The 16,977-nt window shown below is 68.7% G+C and carries 16 protein-coding genes and 2 pseudogenes; 5 read left to right on the top strand and 13 right to left on the bottom strand.

The window, feature by feature from the left end; all coding sequences use genetic code 11:
• The first annotated feature begins 17 nt into the window (after positions 1-17).
• Positions 18-446, top strand: a complete 429-nt coding sequence (locus NVV57_08090; protein ID MCR6712648.1) for a hypothetical protein — start codon at positions 18-20, stop codon at positions 444-446.
• On the opposite strand, the gene NVV57_08085 is transcribed toward NVV57_08090, so the two are convergent.
• The 3 genes from NVV57_08085 to sucC all read right to left on the bottom strand — a co-directional run bounded on the left by NVV57_08085 (position 433) and on the right by sucC (position 4,015).
• Positions 433-1,656 (bottom strand): DUF6350 family protein, encoded by a 1,224-nt coding sequence (locus tag NVV57_08085; GenBank protein MCR6712647.1) that lies wholly within the window; start codon positions 1,654-1,656, stop codon positions 433-435. The two genes, NVV57_08090 and NVV57_08085, sit on opposite strands and share 14 nt — an antisense overlap.
• A gap of 288 nt (positions 1,657-1,944) precedes the next feature.
• Positions 1,945-2,832, bottom strand: a complete 888-nt coding sequence (sucD, locus tag NVV57_08080; GenBank protein ID MCR6712646.1) for a succinate--CoA ligase subunit alpha — start codon at positions 2,830-2,832, stop codon at positions 1,945-1,947.
• A gap of 13 nt (positions 2,833-2,845) precedes the next feature.
• On the bottom strand, positions 2,846-4,015 hold the full coding sequence (sucC, locus tag NVV57_08075; protein ID MCR6712645.1) for an ADP-forming succinate--CoA ligase subunit beta: 1,170 nt from the start codon (positions 4,013-4,015) through the stop codon (positions 2,846-2,848).
• 150 nt (positions 4,016-4,165) lie between these two features.
• On the opposite strand from sucC, the gene NVV57_08070 reads away from it, so the two are divergent.
• On the top strand, positions 4,166-4,534 hold the full coding sequence (locus tag NVV57_08070) for a DUF2510 domain-containing protein (GenBank protein ID MCR6712644.1): 369 nt from the start codon (positions 4,166-4,168) through the stop codon (positions 4,532-4,534).
• A gap of 58 nt (positions 4,535-4,592) precedes the next feature.
• On the opposite strand, the pseudogene NVV57_08065 reads toward NVV57_08070, so the two are convergent.
• The 3 genes and pseudogenes from NVV57_08065 to NVV57_08055 form a co-directional block, all read right to left on the bottom strand.
• Positions 4,593-5,547, bottom strand: a pseudogene (locus NVV57_08065) (L-lactate dehydrogenase).
• 22 nt (positions 5,548-5,569) lie between these two features.
• Positions 5,570-7,928: pseudogene (gene pcrA, locus NVV57_08060) on the bottom strand (DNA helicase PcrA).
• A gap of 79 nt (positions 7,929-8,007) precedes the next feature.
• Positions 8,008-8,403 (bottom strand): hypothetical protein, encoded by a 396-nt coding sequence (locus tag NVV57_08055; GenBank protein MCR6712643.1) that lies wholly within the window; start codon positions 8,401-8,403, stop codon positions 8,008-8,010.
• Positions 8,404-8,520: 117 nt separating this feature from the next.
• On the opposite strand from NVV57_08055, the gene NVV57_08050 reads away from it, so the two are divergent.
• Positions 8,521-9,219, top strand: coding sequence for a hypothetical protein (locus tag NVV57_08050; GenBank protein MCR6712642.1), 699 nt, complete (start codon positions 8,521-8,523; stop codon positions 9,217-9,219).
• Positions 9,220-9,473: 254 nt separating this feature from the next.
• Here the strand turns inward: NVV57_08050 and NVV57_08045 are convergent, their stop codons facing one another.
• Positions 9,474-10,124: a response regulator transcription factor gene (locus NVV57_08045; GenBank protein ID MCR6712641.1), complete on the bottom strand. Its 651-nt coding sequence runs from the start codon at positions 10,122-10,124 to the stop codon at positions 9,474-9,476.
• Positions 10,121-11,155, bottom strand: a complete 1,035-nt coding sequence (locus NVV57_08040; GenBank protein ID MCR6712640.1) for a histidine kinase — start codon at positions 11,153-11,155, stop codon at positions 10,121-10,123. Before NVV57_08040 ends, NVV57_08045 begins: the two co-directional genes overlap by 4 nt.
• A gap of 79 nt (positions 11,156-11,234) precedes the next feature.
• Here NVV57_08040 and NVV57_08035 point away from each other — a divergent pair, with 79 nt between their 5' ends.
• Both NVV57_08035 and NVV57_08030 read left to right on the top strand, forming a co-directional pair.
• The gene (locus tag NVV57_08035) at positions 11,235-12,788 is read left to right on the top strand and encodes a PspC domain-containing protein (protein MCR6712639.1); all 1,554 of its coding nucleotides are present in this window, start codon (positions 11,235-11,237) and stop codon (positions 12,786-12,788) included.
• A 2-nt stretch (positions 12,789-12,790) separates the two neighbouring features.
• Positions 12,791-13,099, top strand: a complete 309-nt coding sequence (locus tag NVV57_08030) for a hypothetical protein (protein MCR6712638.1) — start codon at positions 12,791-12,793, stop codon at positions 13,097-13,099.
• A 22-nt stretch (positions 13,100-13,121) separates the two neighbouring features.
• Here the strand turns inward: NVV57_08030 and guaA are convergent, their stop codons facing one another.
• The 5 genes from guaA to NVV57_08005 are packed head-to-tail and all read right to left on the bottom strand — an operon-like array spanning position 13,122 to position 16,950.
• The gene (gene guaA, locus NVV57_08025) at positions 13,122-14,687 is read right to left on the bottom strand and encodes a glutamine-hydrolyzing GMP synthase (protein MCR6712637.1); all 1,566 of its coding nucleotides are present in this window, start codon (positions 14,685-14,687) and stop codon (positions 13,122-13,124) included.
• On the bottom strand, positions 14,684-15,040 hold the full coding sequence (locus tag NVV57_08020; protein MCR6712636.1) for a DUF3817 domain-containing protein: 357 nt from the start codon (positions 15,038-15,040) through the stop codon (positions 14,684-14,686). Before NVV57_08020 ends, guaA begins: the two co-directional genes overlap by 4 nt.
• A complete protein-coding gene (locus NVV57_08015) occupies positions 15,037-15,777 on the bottom strand; it encodes an SURF1 family protein (GenBank protein ID MCR6712635.1) in 741 nt (246 codons plus the stop codon). The genes NVV57_08020 and NVV57_08015 overlap by 4 nt, the downstream gene beginning before the upstream one ends.
• A complete protein-coding gene (locus NVV57_08010) occupies positions 15,774-16,418 on the bottom strand; it encodes a GGDEF domain-containing protein (GenBank protein MCR6712634.1) in 645 nt (214 codons plus the stop codon). The genes NVV57_08015 and NVV57_08010 overlap by 4 nt, the downstream gene beginning before the upstream one ends.
• Positions 16,324-16,950: a hypothetical protein gene (locus NVV57_08005; GenBank protein ID MCR6712633.1), complete on the bottom strand. Its 627-nt coding sequence runs from the start codon at positions 16,948-16,950 to the stop codon at positions 16,324-16,326. The genes NVV57_08010 and NVV57_08005 overlap by 95 nt, the downstream gene beginning before the upstream one ends.
• Between the last annotated feature and the right edge of the window lie 27 nt (positions 16,951-16,977).

Below are 16,977 nucleotides of genomic sequence, written 5' to 3'. Positions count from 1 at the left end.
CCACCTACCCTTGTCCCATGACGCCAACGTCCACGCCCGAACGGCCAACGCTTCCGCGGGAGCTTCGCCGCGATTCGCTGTGGACTTTCGCCCTGCTCGGCGTGAGCGCGCTGTTGTGGGCGACCGGGCTGCCCACACAGTTCCTCGTGCTCATCACGGGTCCCGCAGCGATGGCGTTCGCGATCTCGGCGCTGGTCAACTCGAGGGGAGTCGACGCCGTTGCGGGCATCCGCATCTGGCTGTGGATCGCCATCGGGATGGGCGGGATGATCCTCCTCGGAGGCCTGAGCCTTGTCATGTTCCGGGTGCCCCAGGAGCAGCTGCAGGCATGCCTCGATCGCGCCATCACCGACACTGCTCGGCGCGAGTGCGAGACGCAATACCAGAAGGACCTCGAGGACCTCATGGAGAAGTACTCGAACTACGGCAAGGTCACGACGGGATAGACACCGGCTCCGGGTCCGGGACCACCGACAGCAGCGGCCCCTGGCGTTTCCCGCGCGCGAGCTGGGCCAGCATCAGCAGCCCGTGGGCAATACCGAACCCCAGCGCGCTGAGCAGCGCGAAGAGCACGGCGACCGGAACCACCTCGACCCCAACGAACGCGAGGCGGCCAGGCCCTAGCGCCCCAGAGGCGACGGCGCCCGCCGTCGCGGCCAACAGTCCGGAGACCACAATCGCCACGCCGAGCGCGGGAAGCTCAGCTACGGACGTCGAGATGCGGCGCCGAAGCGCCAGTCGCATGAGCGCGGCGGCGGCCACAATGCCCACCGGGGCCCACATCAGCCACCCACCCGAGATCGTGGGGAGTGCCCCGAACAGCGGGAAGGCGGGCACCGCGTCGGCCGCAATGTCACCGGGCGAGTACACGCTCCCCTCGCCTACGGAGAAGCCGAGCCCGGTCATCCAGCCGAGCATCCACACCGAGAGGTTTGGCGCGTAGAGCGCCTGCCCGAAGGCCAGCGCCACGCCCCCAAGCGGGTCGATGCCAAGGGAAGCGGCGGCGTCGGCGATACGGCCCCGGCCCAGATAGGTGAAGGCGCCCCCAAGCAGTGCGGCGATGCCGAGCGTCAGCGCGAAGGTCGCCAGCCCCAGCCTCAAGCCTCTGCGCACATTGATGGGGATCCGCGGGACCCAGCCGAACTCCGCGCCGTGGGCGCGCCAGATGCCGGCGGCGACTGAGCCGCCCGCGACCACGGTGGAGACCGCGATCGCGTGCACGGTGTTGCGCGCGAAGTCGGGGTAGCCGCGCATCGCGGCGATCTCGGCGAGGGTCACCAGCCCCACGTAGGTGCCCGTCGCCACCGCCCAACTGGCCCAGCTCTTGGTGCAGAAGCGGCGAGCGATGGACGCGAGAATGGCGGCGATGAGGGCGGTAAGGCCGAGCGGCACCAGGGTGAAGGCGACGCCCTCGACGATGAACGGCACGCCGTGCGCGAGGAGCCACAGGCGCGCAGAGATCTTGGTGATCCCCATCCAGTCGATCGCCGCGGACCCGTTTGTCGTGGGCGCCGCTGCCGCGGCCGCGAACGCGGGCGTCATCACCACCAGCAGCCCGATCACCGCGGCCTGCACGCCCGTGAGCGCGCCGCCGAGCCAGCCGGGCGCGCCCGCGAGCGCGGCCTGGAGGCGCGTCTGTTGGGGCGTGGCGGTCACCCGCTCATACTCTCCCGAGCCCAGCCAGCGCCGCGGTAACGCCGCGCGCAAACCCCCGCCCCCGGGGGTTTAGGCAGCTCAGTCCTGAGTCCCGGGCCTAACTCCCGCGGTTTAGGCAGCTCAGTCCTGATCACGGCCAGTTGCGGGCTGTAGCCGCTGCGACCGGGCCAGCCCGCGCGTCGAGGGGTCGAGGGTGCGGAGCAGGACCCACGTGCCTAAACGACGGGATCCACGCCGCGGAAGCAGGACTGACGTGCCTAAACCCCTGGCGGGGGGCGGCGGATGGGCTTAGCCGTTCGCCGTGAGGATCTCCCGCATCAGGTTGGCGGTCTCGGAAGGGGTCTTGCCCACGCGAACGCCGGCGGCCTCGAGGGCCTCCTTCTTGGCCTGTGCAGTCCCAGACGATCCAGACACGATGGCCCCAGCGTGGCCCATCGTCTTGCCTTCCGGCGCCTCGAATCCGGCAACGTAGCCCACGACCGGCTTGGTGACATGGTCACGGATGTACGCAGCCGCGCGCTCCTCCGCGTCGCCGCCGATCTCGCCGATCATCACGATCGCAGCCGTGTCGGGGTCGTTCTCGAACGCCTCGAGGCAGTCGATGTGCGTGGTGCCGATGATGGGGTCGCCGCCGATGCCGACGCACGTGGAGAACCCGAGATCCCTGAGCTCGAACATCATCTGATAGGTCAGCGTTCCGGACTTGGACACCAGCCCGATGCGGCCCGCACCCGTGATGTTTGCAGGGGTGATGCCCACGTTGGACTGGCCGGGAGTGATGAGACCGGGGCAGTTGGGGCCGATCAGCCGCGTGCCGTGGGCGGTCGCGTACTCGAAGAACTCGGCGGTGTCCTTGACGGGCACACCCTCGGTGATGATTACCACGAGCGGCATGCCGGCGTCGACCGCCTCGATTACGGCGGCCTTGGTGAAGGCCGGCGGCACGAAGACCACGGAGACGTCCGCACCCGTGGCGGCGATGGCCTCGGCCACCGTGCCGTACACGGGGATCGTGACATCCCCAGGGAAGTCAACCTGCTCCCCCGCCTTGCGCGGGTTCACGCCACCGACGATCGCGGTGCCGGAGGCGAGCATGCGCGTGGTGTGCTTCATGCCCTCGGAGCCGGTCATGCCCTGAACGATGACCTTGGACTGTGCAGTCAGAAAGATTGCCATGGGTACAGACTCCTTACGCTGCCGCGGCGGCGAGCTCTGCGGCCTTGGCCGCGGCGCCGTCCATGGTGTCGACGATGGTCACGAGGGGGTGGTTGGCGGCCGCGAGGATCGCGCGGCCCTCGTCCACGGCGTTGCCGTCAAGCCGGACCACCAGGGGCTTCGACGCCTCGTCGCCCAGAGTCTCGAGCGCCCCGACGATGCCGTTGGCCACCTCGATGCAGCTGGTGATGCCGCCGAAGACGTTGACGAACACGCTCTTGACCTGAGGGTCATTGAGGATCACGTCGAGGCCGTTCGCCATGACCTCCGCCGACGCCCCGCCGCCGATGTCGAGGAAGTTCGCAGGCTTCTGCCCGCCGAACTCCTGCCCCGCGTAGGCGACGACATCCAGCGTGGACATGACGAGCCCCGCGCCGTTGCCGATGATCCCAACGGAGCCATCCAACTTCACGTAGTTGAGGTCGAGCGCCTTGGCCTTCGCCTCGAGCGGGTCCGCAGCTGCCGTGTCTTCCAGTGAGGCGTGGTCAGGGTGCCGGAAGTCGGCGTTCGCATCCAGCGTCACCTTGCCGTCGAGCGCGATGATCTCGCCGCTCTCCACTCGCACCAGTGGGTTCACCTCGACGAGCGTCGCATCCTCGTCGCGGTACACCGCCCACAGCTTCTGGATTACGTCGGCGACGGGACCTGCAAGTTCCGCAGAGAACCCGGCGGCGGCCACAATCTCGGCCGCCTTAGCCGCGTCAATGCCAACGAGAGGGTCCACGGCCACCCTGGCCAGAGCGTCGGGCCGCTCAACGGCGAGCTGCTCGATCTCCATGCCGCCTTCAACCGAGCACATGGCCAGGTAGCGCCGCTCTGCGCGGTCAAGGAGAACAGAGAAGTAGAACTCCTCGGCGATCGCAGCGCCCGCGGCAACCATCACGCGGTGCACGGTGTGGCCCTTGATGTCCATTCCCAGGATCGCGGCGGCGGCCGCCTCGGCCTCTTCGGGGCTGCGAGCCACCTTCACGCCGCCGGCCTTGCCGCGGCCTCCCACCTTGACCTGCGCCTTGACGACGGTCACGCCGCCAAGAGTCTCTGCCGCGGCTCGTGCCTCGGCGGGGGTGGTGGCGACGATGCCCGGCAGCACGGGTACACCGTGCTTCTCGAACAGATCGCGCGCTTGGTACTCGAAGAGGTCCATCCTCAGTCCTTTGCGGTGGGGGCTGCGCTTCTATGCGCCAGGGACAAGACTAGCTGCGGCCCGACGCTGTGCTTGCCCAGTTGCGCGGGTTCGCCGTGGTAGAAAACGGGCATGAGCACACCCCCGGCCGGCTGGTACCCCGACCCGGGCATGGCGCAGACCCAGCGCTACTGGGACGGCGCCGCGTGGACGGCGCACATCGCGCCGCTGGCGCCCAGCGCTCCGCCGCAGATGGTTGCGCCAGCCTCGGACCATGGGCCGCAGACTCCGGAGCACTGGCTCTTGCCCGTTGGCCGGTCCGGCGCGGCCATCGCCGCCGGGTACGTGGGGATCGCGGCGCTCGTGATGTCGTTCCTTGGCTGGGCAGGGATCATCGTTGGCGCCGTTGCGCTTGGCCTAGGCGTCTGGGCGCTGATGCTCTCGCGGAGGGGCAAGCACGGGGCCGGGCGCGCGATCTTCGCGATCATCGCCGGCGCAATCGGAATCGTTGCTGGCGCGCTGACGATCCATCTGTACTGAGGCCGACGATGCTCCCCGACCTGCGTAGGCCCTACTAGCCGCGCGTGTTTGCCCCGCGCTACACCACGCCGAACTTGCTTGCCGTCTCCTTGATGGAGCGTGCCGATGCCGCAAGCGCGGCCTGCTCTCCCGGTGAGGAGTCGCACGTCAACCTGCTGCACGATGCCCCCACGGCCAAGGATCGCGGGAAGGGACATACAGACCTCGCCGACGCCGGGGAACTCGGTGAGGGTCGAGACGGGAAGCACCCGGTGCTGGTCGCCGAGCACTGCCTCCACGATGCGGGCGCCGGCGGCGCCGATCGCGTAGTTAGTTGCCCCTTTACCAGCGATGATGGTGTACGCGGACTGGACCACGTCGTTGTGGATACGATGGCGAACCTCGTCCGTCATCACCACCACGCCGTTCTCGTCCACCCACTCGAGCAGCGGCACGCCGCCGATCGAGGCGGAGGACCACAGCGCCACCTCGCTGTCGCCGTGCTCGCCCGCGATGTACGCATGGACGTTGCCCACGGCCACGTTGACCTCGCGCGCGATCTCGTGGCGAAGCCGCGACGAATCGAGCACGGTCCCCGAGCCGAACATGCGGGCGGGGTCCGCGGCGGACATCTTGATTGCGGCGTAGGTGACCACGTCAACGGGGTTGGTCACGAGGATGAAGATGGCGTTCGGGGCCGCCTCGAGCAGCGGCGGCATGACCTTCTCCATGAGGGAGATCGTGGCGCCCGCGAGGTCCATGCGCGTCTGGCCCGGCTGCTGCTTGGCCCCCGCGGTGACGACCACCACGTCGGAGTTCTCCACGACCTCGACCTTGTCCGAGCCGATGACCCTGGCCTCAGGCATGAACTGGATGCCCTGCTGCAGGTCCAGCGCCTCCGCCTCGACCTTCGCGGTGTTGATGTCGTACAGCGCCACGGTGCGCGCGAAGCCACGCATGAGGCCCGCATACGCGAGGGTCGAACCCACGGCTCCCGCGCCAACGATCGACACCTTCGAGGTCTTGGTCTCCATGCGCGCCAGCCCTAGCGGGGCCCTACAGCTTCTCCACCGGGTTGAACCTGAGAAGCAGCCGCTTCACGCCCTCCGCGCCAAAGTCCACCTTCGCGGCCGCGCTCGCCCCGCCGCCCTCGAGCGCGACCACCTTGCCGAGCCCGAACTTGTCGTGGGTGACCCGGTCGCCAACCTCAAGCCCAAGGTCCGACGCTGCCCCGCCACCGCTTCCCGGTGGGCTTGGGGGTACTTTGCGCGAGCTCACCGAGCCGGCCCGACCGTAGACGTTGCCGTCGTCGCGGTCCTGGTTGACGCCGTAGCCCATCGACGTCCAGGCTCCCGAGCGGGACGAGCCCCTGTCCGAGCGAGCACGCAGCGTCGCCATGGAGGTCTGCGACCGCGACCACTCGACGAGGTCCGCGGGCACCTCCTCGGTGAAGCGCGACGGTGGGAAGTACTGCGGAGCGCCAAAGCTCGCGCGCAGCTCGGCCCGGGTGAGGAACAGCCGCTGGCGCGCGCGCGTGAGGCCAACGTAGGCGAGCCTGCGCTCCTCCTCCATGTCCTTGGTGCTCCCGGACTCGATCGAGCGCACGTGAGGGAAAGTGCCGTCTTCGAGTCCCGTGAGGAACACCACCGGGAACTCGAGGCCCTTGGCGGTGTGCAGCGTCATGAGGGTGACCACGCCCCCGCCCGCCTCGGCGTCGGGGATCTGGTCGGCGTCGGCGACCAGGGCCACCTTCTCGAGGAAGTCGGCGAGGGTGCCCTCCGGGTTCTCCTCGCTGAACTCGCGGCCTACAGCAACGAGCTCCATGATGTTCTCGATCCGGCTCGCGTCCTGAGGGTCTTCGGAAGCGCGCAACGCGGACAGCAGGCCGGAGCGGTCCGCGATCGCGTCGAGCACACCCGCGGGGCCGTTGTCGGCCGCGAGAGAGCGCAGGTCGTCCATGAGCGCGACGAAGGCGTCGATCGCGGACACCGAACGCGAAGCTATCCCGGCCTCCGAGGCGAAACGCAACGCCCTGCCGAAACTCAGCCCAGCGTCGGGCCTTGAGCGCCGCAGGCCGATCCACACCCTCGATGGCCACGTCACCGATGCCGCGCTTGGGGACGGTGATGGCGCGGCGCGTGGCGATGTCGTCGTCCTCGTTAACCACGGCCGCGAGGTACGCGAGCATGTCCTTGATCTCTTTGCGCTCGTAGAAGCGAGTGCCGCCAACGAGCTTGTAGGGAATCTCGGCGCGGATGAAGCGCTCCTCGATGGAGCGGGACTGGGCGTTGGCGCGGTACATGATCGCGACGTCGGACCAAGCGAACTCGCCGGAGCCGACCAGGGCGCGGATCTGGTCGGCGATGAAGCGCGCCTCATCCTGCTCGGTGTCCGCGACGTAGCCGGTGATGCGCTCGCCGGCCCCGGAGTCGGTCCACAGGTTCTTGGGGCGGCGGTCGGCGTTGTTCGCGATGACCGCGTTCGCCGCGCTCAGGATGGTCTGCGTGGAGCGGTAGTTCTGCTCAAGATGGATGACCTCGGCGTCCGGATAGTCCTTCTCGAACTCGTTGATGTTGCGGATGGACGCGCCGCGGAAGGCGTAGATGGACTGGTCCGCGTCGCCGACCACCGTGAGCTCCGCTTGAGGCAGCGCGGGATCGTCTGCAGGGCCAACCAGTTCGCGAACCAGGACGTATTGCGCGTGGTTCGTGTCCTGGTACTCGTCCACGAGGATGTGGCGGAAGCGTGTGCGGTACTCGTGTGCGATCCCGTCCTTCTCCTGAAGCAGGCGCACGGTCTTGACGATGATGTCGTCGAAATCCACTGCGTTCGCGGCCTCGAGCCGACGCTGGTACTCCGGGTACGCGATCGCGGCGGCGTGGTCGATGCTGTGGCGGCTCACCGTGTCGGCGGCCGCGAGCGCGACCTCCGGCGAGATGAGCTCGTCCTTGAAGCGCCCAATACGTCCCAGGATGGACTTGGGCGTGAACTTCTTGGGGTCCAGGTCGAGCTCGCGCATGACGAGCTTCATGAGATTGACCGAGTCCGCGGTGTCGTAGATCGAGAACGAGCTGGTCAGCCCCGCGGCCTCGTGCTCCTTGCGCAGGATCCGCACGCACGCACTGTGGAACGTGGCCACCCACATGAAGCGCGCCTCGCCGCCGACGAGCGCCTGGACGCGCTCGCGCATCTCGCCGGCGGCCTTGTTCGTGAACGTGATCGCGAGGATCTCGTGGGGCCGCGCGCGGCCGGACTCGAGCAGATGCGCGATCCGGTGCGTGAGCACGCGGGTCTTCCCGGACCCGGCGCCGGCCATGATCAGCAGCGGGCTCCCCGAGTGCAGCACGGCCTGCGCCTGCTGTGGGTTGAGGCCCGCGATGAGGGGAGATTCGTCGACCGAGAAGAGGGCATCCATGACCCGATGAAGTCTAGGTCCTGCCTCCCACAGGCCCGACGCTGTTGTTAGTACGGCGCTGTTGCCGGCTTGGGCGGCCTCAGCTGGCGAGGGCGACCGTTCCGCAGTGCTCGAAGTGCCGCAGAGCTCGCTCAGCGGCGGCGCGCACCTCGGCGTCGTCGTCGTACTTCGCAAGTCCGAGCATGGCGCGCCACGCCTCGCGGTCGGCGGGAGCCTGGCCCGCGGTGGCCAGGATCGAGAAGCACGTGGCCGCGGCGGCGCGAATAGACGGACGCGGGTCGCGCGCTAGGCCGATCAGCTGCGGGGCGAGGGCGGCGAGGGCGCCGATGCGCTCCGCGCGGATCGCCTCGCGGATGCGCAGCGCGCCGCTCTCCGTGGGCGGCTCGTACTGATGCTGGCCATTCCAGAAGGCGATCGCGCGCAACGGGTCTGCCTCGTCGCGACGGTAGGCGCTTGGCAGATAGGCGACATCCACGTGTCGCACAGCACTTTGCGTGCTCACAGTGTGAGATACGTCACTCGGCATGGCCACAGATTACTCAGCTCGCGCGCTTGCGCAACCCCAGCGTCGGGCAGCGATAGCCTGAGCCACGTGACCAAACCCAAGGTCAAGGAACTGCCCGCGGGCGAGCATCGCTGGCCCGCCGTCATCGCCGTGGTCGCGGCCGCGACTCTTTACGCGATGCTGCCCAACCTGCTGCACCCGGTGCTGCACTGGGGCATCGTGGCGGTGACGATAGGCCTGCTCATCCCGCTCATCGCGCTGAACCCGGTGAGGTTCAAGAACGAGTCGGGACCGGCACGCGTCCTGTCGATCATCCAGGCGCTGGTGCTGTTCGTGGCGAATCAGGTGGCGGTGGTGACACTCGTGATCGCGCTCGTGGAGCCCGATCCCGATTCCGGGCCGCGCCTGCTCCTCACCGCAGCGCAAGTGTGGCTCACCAACGTGATCGCGGTGGCTCTGGTGCTGTGGGAGATGGACCGCGGCGGACCCTTCAAGCGCTGGTCCAATCCCCGCAGCGCCGTGCCCGCCGCCGATCTTCGCTTCAGCCAGGACGAGGACAAGGACACCGACCCCGAGGTGAAGAAGGCCTCCGCTTTCAGCCCTGATGACTGGCGGCCGCAGTTCTTCGACTACCTGTACTCGTCGCTGTCGAACGCGATGGCGTTCTCCGCGTCCGACTCTATGCCGCTGTCCATCCGTGCCAAGGCGATCATGGGGCTTGAGGCGCTCTCTGGCTTCGTGATCCTTGCGCTTGTGATCGCGCGCGCCGTGTCGCTGCTGGGCTGACGCGCCGCCCCGCGCACCGCTCCCCGCGGTTTAGGCAACCCACGCATACCTTGGGAACCAAAGTCGCGCGGTTTAGGCAGGTCACGCATACCTTGGGAGTTTGGCGAGTCACAACAAGCTGTCGCCGGGCGCGCGGTGGTGCTGGCGAGTCACGACCGCAAGGTATGCGTAACGTGCCTAGGCGAGCCCCAAAGTCGGCCTGAGGTATGCGTAGTCTGCCTAAACCGCGTTGGGGGATGGCCCCAGGACTCGCCCTACGCGATCCCGCGCCTTGCCGCCCAGTGCGCGAGCTCGTGCCGGTTCGACAGCTGCAGCTTGTGCAGCACCTTCCCCACGTGGGTCTCCACGGTCTTGACGGAGATGAAGAGCTTCGCCCCCACCTCCTTGTACGTGTATCCGCGCGCGATCAGCCGCATGACCTCCTGCTCACGCTCGGTGAGCTTGTCGAGGTCCTCGTCCGCGGCCGCGACCTCGCCGCCGGCCGCGTTGAAGGCGTCAAGAACGAACCCGGCCAGTCGCGGCGAGAACACCGCGTCTCCCGTGGCTACGCGCCGCACCGCGTCGCTCAGGTCGGGCCCGGAGATGGACTTGGTGACGTAGCCGCGAGCGCCGGCGCGCACCACGGCGACCACGTCCTCCGCGGCATCGGACACGGACAGGGCCAGCACGCGCGGCGCGCCAGCGCCACCCAGTACCTCGGCCAGCACATCGAGCGCCCCGCCGCCGGTTCCCCCTGGCAGATGCACATCGAGAATGACGACCTCGGGGCGGGTCACCCGCACGGCCTCGATCGCGCCCTCGACGTCGCGGGCCTCGCCCACCACCTCGATATCGGCATCCAAAGACTCGCGCACCCCGACGCGGATCACGTCGTGGTCGTCGACCACCACTACTCGCACGGTCACTTCTGCTCCTCTCGCGGGACGGAGATGGTCACTTCGGTCGGCTCCCCTGGCGCGGACTTCACCGACGCGTCGCCGCCTGCCCTCCGGACGCGCCCAACGATCGAGTTGCGAATCCCCAGGCGGTCCTCGGAAACGGCTTCGGGGTCAAAGCCGGGGCCCGCGTCGCGCACGAACACCTCGTAGCCTCCCGGCGTCACCTCGGCATACACGGAGATGGGCCCGACGCCGTGGCGGGCCGCGTTTGTCGCCGCCTCTCTCGCGGCGCTCACCGCAGCGGCGAGGGCGGGCGTGGTGGGCACGTCGCCCACGGTAACGACCTCGATGGCAGTCCCGAGTGCGTCCTCGACCTCGTTGATCGCGGCGGTGAGGGCGGCAGCTACCGAATCCGACGGGGAGCGTCGCTCCTGGTAGAGATACGCGCGCAGGTCGCGCTCCTGGGCGCGAGCCAGTCGGGCGACCGTCTCCGGCTCGGTCGCGTGCGCGCGGATGAGCGTGAGCGTCTGCAGCACGGAGTCGTGCAGGTGGGCGGCGATCTCCGCGCGCTCGAACTCGCGAACCCGCCTCTCGCGCTCCACGGTGACCTGGCGGATGAGCCGCAGCCACCACGGGGCGAGCAGGAGGGCGGTCGCGATCATGGCCACCCCAACAACCACCCAGGTCCGCACCAAAGGAGACGTCGTGAACGGGCTGATGGCGAACAGCCACACGGCGAACGCCGCGGCCACCCAGCCGATGACGATCCGCAGCCACGCGTCGCGCGAGACAAGCGAGACCACGTCGGGCCGTCGCGCGTCAGCGGCGACCACCGCGTCGAGCGGGCTCCACACGAGCACCACGGCCGCCGAGTAGATGATGAGCGGGATCAACCACGGGGGTACGGCCAGGTCGTCGCCCTGGCCCAGCGCCAGCACCACGGCCGTCCCCAGCATCGCCAACCCCACCAGCGCGCGCCACCAGAGCCTGGGCGCCGACGGGCGCTCAAGCGGGCGCGCAACGCGAGTGGCGCGCGGAGCTCTGGGGGTTGCCGTCACGCGCCAATCGTCACACACGTCAGGGCGCCAGGGCCCGGACGCAAGGGTTCATTCAGGGTCCGAATCAGGGGCTTACCTCATGGCGGGCGCCAAGCCGCGGCACGCACACTTGCAGCGAGGCAAGAGAAAAGGAGCCACTCGTGTCAACGGAACCCCCCAAGAGGCGGCGTTCTTCTCGACCATCCGGTCGTGGGGAATCGTTCGCTCGGACAGCCGAGTGATGGGCGGCGTGCTCGCCGGCGTCGGCAACCGCATCGGGATGGCCCCGGCCCCCACACGGCTCATCTTCGTGCTCATCGGCATCTTCACCGGCGGCCTCGTGCTGCTCGCGTATGCGGCGGGGTGGGCCCTCCTGCCAGACACTGAGGGCCGCATCGTCATCCAGGACTTCGGCCGCGGCCGCCCCAACGTGGGCTCGCTTGTCGTGATCGGCATCCTCACGGTGTTCGGCCTCATCTTCCTCGATCGCAATGCGGTCTCGGGTGGCTGGGGCTGGCTATCGAACATGCCCGCCATGGGAAACGCGGGATACGGCTTCCCAGGTCTTGGCAGGGTGTTCCTCATCCTGATCCCGCTCGCCATTGTGGCCGGCCTGGTGTGGCTCATCATCTGGGCCGTCAACTCCTCGAAGAGCGCCAATCCCGCACAGGGCTTCGCGCGCCTCCCGGACGGCACGATCCCCGCGCCACCTGCGGCCGACGTAGCCCCCGACGCGGCCGCCGAGCCCGCCGCCGAGCCAGCACAGTCCCCAGCGCCCGCCACGGTGCCCGACGCTCCGGTCACCTATGCCGCCATGCCCGCCATGGCGTCGGGCCAGTTTGTGCCGCCGAGCGCTCCCGTCTACACCGCGCCACCCCGTCAGCCACGCCCGCACGTGCCCGGCCCCGGCAAGCTCGGCTATCTCCTTGCGCTGGCGCTGTTCCCGATCTCCGCGGCGATCACGCTCTACCTGTGGAGCACCGACCGACTCGCGGTGTTCCCCGTGGTGGCCGGCGGCGTCATCTACGTTGCGGGGCTCGGACTGATCCTTGTCATCACGGCGCTCCGGGGCCGCAAGCTCGGCTTTCTCGGCTTCGTATCCGTGCTCGCCCTGATCCCGGTGGGCGTGGCGATCGGCATGGCTCCCCAGTTGCGCGAGCACTACGCCGATGGGGACTGGCGGATCTGGTGGCAGGACTCGTACCACGACGTCACAGTCGGCGAGCCAGAGCCCGTCTACACCCCTCCGCCCGCCTTCGACCCTTCCGCCGCGTTCCTTGCGTACGAGACGGTGGCGATCAGCGGCTCGTGCTATCAGACCGAGGACCTTGCCACGCCGGACACCGAGGGCACGGTGCGACTCTCGAGCGTGCCCGCGGACCAGACCATCACGGTCACCTCCCAGAACACGCGCCTCGTCATCCCGGAGGGCACCAGTCTCCGGGTCGTCGTCGTGGACCACACGAGCGATGACGAGAACGGGTGGGCGACCGGCGCTTCCATCTTCTGGCCGGACCGAGACGTGAACTGCGACACCAACTACGGGGCCACCGATGCGGTGGTGCTGACGAACTCCGACAAGCCGGTGCTCACCGTGCGGCTCGACGACAACCAGGGCGCGGGCAACATGAGCCTGTGGATCGAGGAGGACTGATCATGAAGGAGCTTCGACTCTCCCCCATGCAGCGGGTCACGGGCGCCCTCTGGGGGCTCATTGTCACCGGCGCCGCCGTCGCGGCGATGTACGCGCTCAGCGGTACCGAGGTCAATCTCACCAACGTCGTGATCGTGGGTCTGTTCGTGCTCGGCGGCTGGCTCGTGGTGTCCGCTCTCGCGTCGGTGAGGCCGCGCAAGGTGCACAGCCAGCCCGACGCCGTAGTCATGAACGACGCCGTAGTTATGAACGACGCTGTGGTTACGGAAGAGCCCCAACTCGCCGAAGCGTCGGGCACCGAAGACAGCTAGGGGGCGGCGCTGAGCTCGCCGCCTACTCCCACTCGATGGTGCCCGGGGGCTTCGACGTGACGTCGAGAACCACGCGGTTGACCTCGCGCACCTCATTGGTGATGCGGGTGGAGATGCGCTCGAGCACGTCGTAGGGCACGCGCGTCCAGTCGGCGGTCATGGCGTCCTCTGACGACACGGGGCGCAGCACCACCGGGTGGCCGTAGGTGCGGCCGTCCCCCTGGACGCCAACGGAGCGGACGTCCGCGAGCAGCACCACGGGGCACTGCCAGATGTCGCGGTCGAGCCCGGCGGCGCTGAGTTCGGCGCGCGCGATGGCGTCGGCCGCGCGCAGCACCTCGAGCCGGTCGTGAGTGACCTCGCCGATGATGCGAATGCCGAGGCCAGGTCCGGGGAACGGCTGGCGCCAGACGATCTCCTCCGGCAGCCCAAGCTCAAGCCCCACGGCCCGCACCTCGTCCTTGAACAGCGCGCGCAGGGGCTCCACCAGGTCGAACTTGAGATCGTCCGGAAGGCCGCCGACGTTGTGGTGGCTCTTGATGGTCGCGGCACCTTCGCCGCCTCCGGACTCCACGACGTCGGGGTAGAGCGTTCCCTGCACGAGGAAGCGCACCTCCTCGCCCAGTGCCGCGTTGTACACAAGCTTGCTCGCCTGTTCCTCGAACGCGCGGATGAACTCGCGGCCGATGATCTTGCGCTTGGTCTCTGGATCGGTCACGCCAGCGAGCGCGTCAAGGAACCGTGCCTTCTCGTCTGCGACAACGAGGTTCACGCCCGTGGACGCTACGAAGTCGCGCTCCACCTGCTCAGCCTCGCCTGCCCGCAGCAGGCCGTGGTCAACGAAGATGCACGTGAGCTGGTCGCCAACGGTGCGGTGCACGAGCGCGGCGGCCACGGCAGAATCCACTCCCCCAGACAGCCCGCAGATGACGCGCGCGGATCCAACCTGCTCGCGGATGCGTGCGACCTGCTCGTCGATCACGCCCGCGCTGGTCCAGTCGGGCGAAATGCCTGCTATCCGGTACAGGAAGTTCTCGATGGCGGCCTGGCCGAGCGGAGAGTGCTTGACCTCGGGATGCCACTGCACCCCGCTCATGCGCCGCGCGACGTCCTCGAATGCGGCAACGGGGGCGCCCTCGGTGGTCGCGAGCACCGTGAAGCCCTCAGGCGCGGCCTGCACCGAGTCGCCGTGGCTCATCCAGACCTGCTGCTCGCTTGGGCTGCCCGCCAAAGCCGTCCCAGCGTCGGACACCTGCACCTGGGTGCGCCCGTACTCACGCAACCCGGTCCGCGCGACCGTGCCGCCGAGCGCCTGCGCCATGGCCTGGAAGCCGTAGCAGATGCCCATGACCGGCACCCCGGACTCAAACAGCGCGGGATCGATGACGGGGGCTCCCGGCTCGTACACGGAGGAGGGGCCGCCGGAGAGAATCACGGCGGCCGGGTTCTTCTCGAGCATCGCCGCGGCGCTCATGGAGTGGGGCACGATCTCCGAATAGACGTGCGCCTCGCGCACGCGGCGCGCGATGAGCTGGGCGTACTGCGCCCCGCAGTCGACAACAAGGACGGGACGGTGGGCTGTGCTCACGCGTCTAGGGTACCGGCGCGCGCCGCCTTGACCTCCAGCGCGATGCGGTGCTCGAGGATGAAGGAGAGGAACGGCACGATGCCGCCGAGGCCCATGACTACGAGGCGCCCCAGCCCCCAGTGCATGAGCAGCCAGAGGTGGATCGTCGTGATCAGGTAGATGACGTAGATCCAGCCGTGGACCATCGCGATATAGCCGGTGATCGTCACGACCGTGGGGTTGTCGATCCTCAACACGTACTTGAGGATCACCCCCGTGAACACCAGCAGCAGGAACGTTCCGGTGATGACGGCCATGACGCGGTACCGCGTCAGGGCGCCGCTCACTCGCGGGTCAAGGGCAGCGTCGGTCACGCGTGGCTCTCCTCGTGGCTTGGGGTCTCGCGGCCATTGTCCCGCAGCCAGCGGATCGCGACGAACACGGCGAAGGCGCCGAACAGCCACCACTCGAGTGCGTACAGAATCGAGCGGAGGTTGACGTGCTCCTCGGGCGGCGGGGGTGGCAGCGGCTCCCAACTCTCGCTGCCATCAAAGGAGGAGAACACGGCCGAGTACAGCGGCGGCGGCCAGGTCTGCGCGAGCTCGCTCGGCGAGATGGTGTCGTTCCACACGGTCCCCGGAATCGCCTCGCCTTCGCTGCCCGACGCTGGGGTCGCCTCCTCCGGCGCCCTCAGGTAGCCCTCGAGGGTGACGTGGGCGGGATCGTCATCGGGGCCTTGCGGCGAATCCGCGGGGCGCCACCCGACGATCACCGCGATCGTCGCCGTCGAGCCCGTACCCGTGGCGTCCGCGTCGACCGTGAAGGCGCGCACCAAGAGCACGGCATCCTGGCCCTCGACCTCGCGGCCGGAGACCAGTACGGCGTCTTCGTCCGCCCAGGTTCCGGAAACGCTCACCTGACGCCCGATGGCCGTGCCTGCCTGACTCGCGGGCTTGAGCACTTCAGCGATCGGCACGCTCGGTTCCGGTGCTACGGTGACGGCCTTCTGCTGCGCCCTGTTCCACTGCCACAGGCCGAGCGCACCACACACGACGACGGCGAGGAGCGCCACGAGGGCCACGCCGACGCGTGAGCCGACGGATGCCTTCATGAACGCCGCCGCCTCGGGGGCGGCGGGGCGCCGGGCGCGGGTGGTGGACCGGGGACTACGTGGACCGCGTTCCGGCCCGCCGCTTTCGCCTCGTAAAGCGCGGCGTCTGCGCGTTGCAGGGCGCGCGCTGCGGTGCCGTCCGGCTGAGCGTCCGTAAGGCCAACGGAGACCGTGATCGAGTGCGAGTGGCCGGTGCACGGCACCGGCTCAGCGATCCGGGCGCGCAGCCGCTCCACCACCTCGGTGGCGTCCGCAAGCGTGGACTGCTCCATGACGACGATGAACTCCTCGCCTCCCCAGCGCCCCACAGTGTCCACGGATCGCACGGAGTCGCGGAGCCTGTGCCCAACCGCGGCGAGCACCCTGTCCCCGCACTCGTGGCCGTAGGTGTCGTTGAGGCGCTTGAAGTGGTCGAGGTCCGCGATCGCGACGATGTACGGCGCGGTGGAGCTGAGCTTCTCGAGGCGCTTCACCACCGGCCGGCGGTTGGACAGACCCGTGAGCTCGTCCGTGTTGGCCAGGAACTCCGCGCGTGCTGCGGCGCCGTCAGCCTGAGCGCGAGCGCGAGCCGCTCCGGCGTGGCCGGCAGCCGCAAGGAGGTACACGAGCAGGAGCGCGACGCTGGCGTTGATGGAGAACATGACGCCCTTGGCCTTCGCGGAGAAGCTCTCGACCAGCCCCCTTCTCCGGCACGATGAGCTGGCAGTAGAAGAACGCGCCGATCGCCACCGCGACGTACGCCGCCCGCAGCATCTGTTGACGGTCGGTGAAGAGCATGAAGACCAGCTGGCCTCCGGCGATGAGGTACAGCTGGAAGCCCGCGATCCAACCAACGTACGTGGTGGTGAACGCGACCTGCGCTGTGCCCACCGAGACCGCGATGACCGCCGCGGTGAGCTGGTGGCCCCTAGTGACGAACCCCAGACCGACCCCGAAAAGGATGACCGATACCGTTCCGGAGATGATGTTCGCCGCGAACGCCGACGCGTCGTACATGGCGAAGAAGATGGTGTACGCGCCGGTCAATACCAGGGAGAACGCGAGAAATGCCTTTGTCGCACTCGCGGCCCGACCAACGGAGCCCGTCTGACCGCCTGTGGGTCGCTCCAGGTAGGTGGCCAGGATGCCGCCGACCCCCGAACGTTGCGAGGGCGCGGTTGGCCTCTCGGTCACCCAGCACCTCCCTCGCGCGTCAGCGTT

It is taken from the genome of Demequina sp. (genome assembly GCA_024707205.1).
Lineage (GTDB): Bacteria > Actinomycetota > Actinomycetes > Actinomycetales > Demequinaceae > Demequina.
Note: the sequence above shows the minus strand (reverse complement) of the source record. Positions and strands in the feature narration are given on the sequence as shown.

Bases quoted from the DNA above. Each gene is read 5' to 3' on its own strand.
- NVV57_08015 (MCR6712635.1), bottom strand. From the start codon at position 15,777: ATGAAGGCATCCGTCGGCTCACGCGTCGGCGTGGCCCTCGTGGCGCTC.
- NVV57_08010 (MCR6712634.1), bottom strand. From the start codon at position 16,418: ATGTTCTCCATCAACGCCAGCGTCGCGCTCCTGCTCGTGTACCTCCTT.
- NVV57_08030 (MCR6712638.1), top strand. From the start codon at position 12,791: ATGAAGGAGCTTCGACTCTCCCCCATGCAGCGGGTCACGGGCGCCCTC.
- NVV57_08070 (MCR6712644.1), top strand. From the start codon at position 4,166: ATGGCGCAGACCCAGCGCTACTGGGACGGCGCCGCGTGGACGGCGCAC.
- NVV57_08090 (MCR6712648.1), top strand. From the start codon at position 18: ATGACGCCAACGTCCACGCCCGAACGGCCAACGCTTCCGCGGGAGCTT.
- sucC (MCR6712645.1), bottom strand. From the start codon at position 4,015: ATGGACCTCTTCGAGTACCAAGCGCGCGATCTGTTCGAGAAGCACGGT.
- sucD (MCR6712646.1), bottom strand. From the start codon at position 2,832: ATGGCAATCTTTCTGACTGCACAGTCCAAGGTCATCGTTCAGGGCATG.
- NVV57_08035 (MCR6712639.1), top strand. From the start codon at position 11,235: ATGGCGGGCGCCAAGCCGCGGCACGCACACTTGCAGCGAGGCAAGAGA.